This is a genomic window from Streptomyces sp. NPDC057445, from assembly GCF_042802855.1.
GTDB lineage: Bacteria > Actinomycetota > Actinomycetes > Streptomycetales > Streptomycetaceae > Streptomyces.
The window spans coordinates 1-4,620 of sequence record NZ_JBHVDH010000058.1; the positions used below are offsets into that span (position 1 = coordinate 1).

Genomic DNA, 4,620 nt, shown 5'->3' on the forward strand with positions numbered 1-4,620 from the left:
GGGCGGTGAAAATGGGGCGGCCCCTCGCGGCGTGCGAAGCGGAGCGTGGGGCCGCCGAGCCCGTAGTCCTGTCAGAGCGGGCACCGTGACCGTACAGACCATCAGGCGCGGCTCGCGCGCTGGGGCAGGCCGACCAGGTGAGGGCCCCCCTGGCTTTGTTCACGAGTCGTGGCTCTGGCTCATCTTCTGTGGAGCAGTAACGCTGCGTGCTGTCGAAACCCTGCTCACCCGACCTGGGTCCCCGGTGGCGTCCCACCCGTCTCGGGGACACTGCAGGCGTATTCCGCCCCACGTCCTCTGCTGCGTGCTCGTCGCGAGAGGATGGGGTGGTGATCCGCTACGACCCCGAGATACAGGCTCTGTACCGCCGCTATTGCCTCCCGGCGCGCCGCTACCTGAAGCTTGGCGGAGCGGTACTTCGCATGTCGCGCGAGGAGTACGAGCCGTTCGTTCATGCCCTGGCCCGTGATGCGAGGGCTGTTACCGACGCCGAGCTCACCATCCTCTTCGAGGGCAGCTGGCGCGAGCGGCGCACCGCGGCATGGCTCGCCGCCGTCTCGCGCCGTGACCACTTCCGCGGGCGTCTGGGAGCACTGCTGCTGGAGAGCGAGGTCTGCTGCGCGGGTGGGGCCTACTGCGTGGCGTTGGCGAGTTTCGGCACCGCAGGGGACGCCGACTTGCTTGCTGCTTACCTGGATCGCTACCTGCGTCGGCCCGACCTCGCCTACGACCAGCCGACAGCCATGGGCGCCCTGGCGTACACCGACTCCGTCCTGCACAGTGACCGGGCCAGCCATTTCCTCCAGGAGGGCGGCCTGTGGCGGCAGTGGTTCCAGGACGCGCCCCACATGCACGGCGATGACGGCATCTCCACCTACCTGGGCGGCATTCGCCTCGCCTGCGCCGTCATCGACGAATGCGCCGACACCTGACCCCATTGGTCTTGTTCGCGTCGAAGACTCTGGCTCGTCGTCCTTGACGCGGCGACCTTCCGCCATGCCAGTAGGACGCGCTTGCGGAGAAGTTGGAAGCCTGCCCGCCCGAACATCTGGCGCTTGAGCATCTTGATCCGGTTGACATGACCTTCGACCGCACCTGAACTCCAGGACAGAGTGAGTCCGGCGGTGACGGCGTCGAGGTCGCGGTCGATGCCAGCGGCGAGGGTGTGGAGGCTGGGCAGGTCGTCCTGTCGGACGGCGTCGAGCCAGTCCGGGAGACGCTCGCCTTGGCGGTCGGTGAGTATGACCGCGAAGGACGGGACGTGTCGGGTGAGTGCGTCGAGTTCGGGGCACTGGGTGCGGACGGTCTTGAGCTGGAGTTGTTCGGGCTCGGTGAGGGTTTCCGGGCGTCTGAGGATCCATCCGGAGACCGTTCGGGGCGACGGCGGCCGGGCGGTCACCGGTCGCGGTGAGGTGCGCTTCTTGTACAGGTAGGCGCGAACGCGCTGGTAGCCGGGAGGCACCCGGCCGTTCAGTCGTGACGAGCGAGCTTGACTGCTGAGACGAGCAGGATCACAGCGAGCGCGGGGATGAGCACCAGGTCCGGGAACACCCCGAGGAGTAGTCCGCCCAGCACGGCCCCGGCGACGGATCCGGCTGCCATGACCGCCGTGAAGCGGAGGTTGGCGCCGAGGACGGCGAAGCTGCCGTCGCGGCTATAGCGGGCGAAGGCGACCAGCATGGTCGGCAGGGAGACCAGCAGGGAAAGGCTTCCGGCGGTCTTGATGTCCTCACCGAACAGCAGCACGATCGTCGGGATCAGCAGCTCGCCGCCGGCCACTCCCATGATGGCGGCTACGACACCGATGCCGAACCCGGCCGCGACTCCTGCGGGGATCTGGGCCCAGAGCGGCAGCGCGAGGGCGTCCAGGGTGGTGGTGTGGGTGACCACAAGTGCGGCGGCCATGAGGACCATCAACGCGGCCAGCACCTTGTAGAGGGTAGTGCTGCGCATGCGGACCGCCCATGCGGCACCGGCCCAGGCGCCGAGAAGGCTGCCGGCCAGCAGGTTGACCGCGACGGGCCAGCGGGCGGCGACCTCGGCAGCCGGGACCGCGGCCAAACGGGCGGGCAGTGCGACCAGGACTACGACCAGACTCATCGCCTTGTTCAGGATGACCGCTGAGAGTGCAGCGAACCCGAAGAGACTGATCAGCAGCGGCAGGCGGAACTCGGCGCCGCCCAGCCCGATCATCCCGCCCAAAATGCCGATGGCCGCTCCCGCCCCGAACACCACAGGTGCTGAATGCGTCGGCCGGAGGGGATGGAGGGTCTGGTCCGTGCTCATGACGGGCATCCTCGCCGGTCGCCAGGCTCTACTGCTACGGCGCGCTCCCACCTTCGGGGCAAGGCACGGGGTGTCCGCTCCTGATTCGTCTGGACCTCCGAGCCTGCTGCGACGGTGCCCTGCTCCGCAGTGCTTGGCGACGCCCGGTGCTGTCGAAAGTCGTGAACATCTGATGCCTGTCCCTCACCTCGAACTTCTCCCAAACCGCTGTCAGAGTGCTGTCCGTTCTGGTGGACAGAGCCACCCCCCTGCCGGACATCGTCAGTCGCGGTGTTCTTCCGCCTGTTTCAGCGCATCGGGCGGTGGCCGGGCTCGTGGTTGTCCGGTGCGGGCTGGGGGTGCAGCGGCGAGGTGGGCGGCAGGAGGGCTTCGCGGGTGGCGGTGGTGCTCGCGTATCTGTTCCAGGCGGCGGGTGATGCGGGCGTGGGTGTAGAGGTCGATCGCGTCGGTGAGGTGGTCCCATTCCTGGCCGTCGAGTCCTGGGGGGCGGGGCCCGAGGAGGTCGGGGCCGGCGCGGTGGTGGCGGCGCCGGTAGTCGCTGACGGCGGTGATGACCCGCATCCAGGTGCGCTGTTCGTCTTCGTCGTCCTGGCCCGGGGCGGTGATTTCTTCCATCCACGTGTCGGGGAGGCGTTCGCCGGCCAGGACGGCGGCCAGCGCGCGGCGGGCGGTGCGGGCGTCGTTGGCGGCATACGTGGTGGGGGTGATGCCGTGCGGGTCGCGCAGGGCGGGGTGGTCGGGCAGGGCGCCGGAGGGGGGCGGGGTATCGAGGTGGCTGAGGGCGGCGGCGAGGACCACCGAGGCCGGTGCGTCAGGTGGCGGAAGCGTAAGGGGGCGGCGGCGTCCGGTCAGGGCGCGGATGCGGGCATCGAGGTCGTCCCAGGCTGCTGCCTCGCCCGGGTCGTCGGGACGGGGGCCGAGGCCGGGCATGCCGCTGATGGCTTGGCGGGTGCGCCACAGCTGAAGCAGGGCGCAGGTTCGGGCCCAGGCGGCCCGGCGCAGCGGGGACGTCACTGGGGGCGGGGGTCCGAGGGGGCGGGCCCAGGCGGGCGCCTCGGCGGCCAGGGTGTGGCCGCGTTCGGTGAGTGAGCGGGCCAGGATGCGGTGGCGTTCGGCGAGGTGCTCGCGCCAGTGGAGGGGGGTGTCGGGGTGGGTGAGTGCGTGGCGGTCGGCGACCCAGTCGGGGATGTCGCCGTGGTGGTGTTGGCGGTGCGGCGGGTGGTCGGGGAGCCGGTCACGGGACCGGAGTTCGGCCGCAATCTTGTCGGTGACCGCGTCCGCGCGGGCGAGGGCCGCCCGCGCATACTCCTGCCGCCGGGTGGCGGTGGTGCGGCGGCCGGTGACGGCCCGGCGGGTGGCAGACAGCGAGGCGGCGGCGTCGTGAGGGCGCCTCTGGCTGGTTTGTTCGCGCTGGTAGTCCTCGCGGGCCCGCTCGCGCCAGGTGAGTGCGCGGCGCAGCCGGCTCTCGTGGATCAGGTCGGCGAGAGTGTTCCGCGCGGTCTGGGTCAACGGGGTACGGGTGGTCTGGGTGCGGCGGATCTGGGCGCGGACGGCAGCGAGCTGGGTGGCGAGCTCGGTGCGGGAGAGGGGCCCGAGGGGGCGGTCGGGCCAGGCGGGGTGGGTGTGCCCCGCCTGGGTGGTGACCGGGGTGGGCAGGTGGGTGAGCGCCGCGTCGGCGGCCTGCAGCGCGTGGCGGGCGGCGGTGCGGTGGGTGGCGGCGAGCCGGGCCAGGGTCTGCAGTTGCCGCATCGTGAGCGCGGCGAGCGGCCTGTCGGGATGGGTTGTGTGGGCTGCGGCGGCGTCGGCGAGGCGCTCCCGCAGGCGCCAGGTGAGCACGGCGGCCCTGTCGTCGGCGCCCGCGAATTGGCGCCGTGCGGCAGTGGTCTCGAGGAGGCGGGGCAGGTCGAAGCCGGCACGCTCGGCGTCGCTCATGGCCCTCATCAGGGCGGGGTAGGCGTCGGCGGCCATGAAAGCAGCCGCGGGTTCGAGGCCGAGGGTGTGTTCCAGGACGCCGGTGAGGCGGGCGGTGGTGGCGCGTTCGGCGACGTCGGCGAACTCGGCCGCCAGCTGCCCGGGGGCGCTGATCTCTTGGTGCAGTGCGGTGATGGACTCGGTCGCCGACAGCTGCGTGCGGCGGCGGGCGGCGATGGCGGCGAGGACGTCGTCCAGGCGGTCGCCGTCGTCGATGGCGACGTAGAGGCGGTTGGTGCGTTTGCCGCGGGTGAGCTGGACGTAGACACCTTCGCGGTCCGAGCGCGGCGAGGCCAGGGCGTGGGAGGTGTCCACGGTCATGCCCTGGGCGCGGTGGATGGTGGAGGCGTAGCCGAGCTCGCA

At 71.3% G+C, this 4,620-nt stretch carries 3 protein-coding genes and 1 pseudogene; 1 reads left to right on the forward strand and 3 read right to left on the reverse strand.

Annotated elements, in window-relative coordinates; genetic code table 11:
• Positions 1-329: 329 nt before the first annotated feature.
• Positions 330-932 carry a DUF6000 family protein gene (locus tag ACFU5O_RS37355; protein WP_384247462.1) on the forward strand — a complete coding sequence of 201 codons (603 nt, stop codon included), beginning with the start codon at positions 330-332 and terminating at the stop codon, positions 930-932.
• Here ACFU5O_RS37355 and ACFU5O_RS37360 read toward each other — a convergent pair.
• From ACFU5O_RS37360 to ACFU5O_RS37370, 3 genes and pseudogenes are all read right to left on the reverse strand, one after another.
• A complete protein-coding gene (locus ACFU5O_RS37360) occupies positions 875-1,462 on the reverse strand; it encodes a transposase (protein WP_384247464.1) in 588 nt (195 codons plus the stop codon). The genes ACFU5O_RS37355 and ACFU5O_RS37360 overlap by 58 nt on opposite strands.
• 8 nt (positions 1,463-1,470) lie before the next feature.
• Positions 1,471-2,286 (reverse strand): TSUP family transporter, encoded by an 816-nt coding sequence (locus ACFU5O_RS37365; RefSeq protein WP_384247466.1) that lies wholly within the window; start codon positions 2,284-2,286, stop codon positions 1,471-1,473.
• A gap of 261 nt (positions 2,287-2,547) precedes the next feature.
• Positions 2,548-4,620, reverse strand: a pseudogene (locus ACFU5O_RS37370) (hypothetical protein); the annotation flags it as partial.

Bases quoted from the DNA above. Each gene is read 5' to 3' on its own strand.
- ACFU5O_RS37365 (WP_384247466.1), bottom strand. From the start codon at position 2,286: ATGAGCACGGACCAGACCCTCCATCCCCTCCGGCCGACGCATTCAGCA.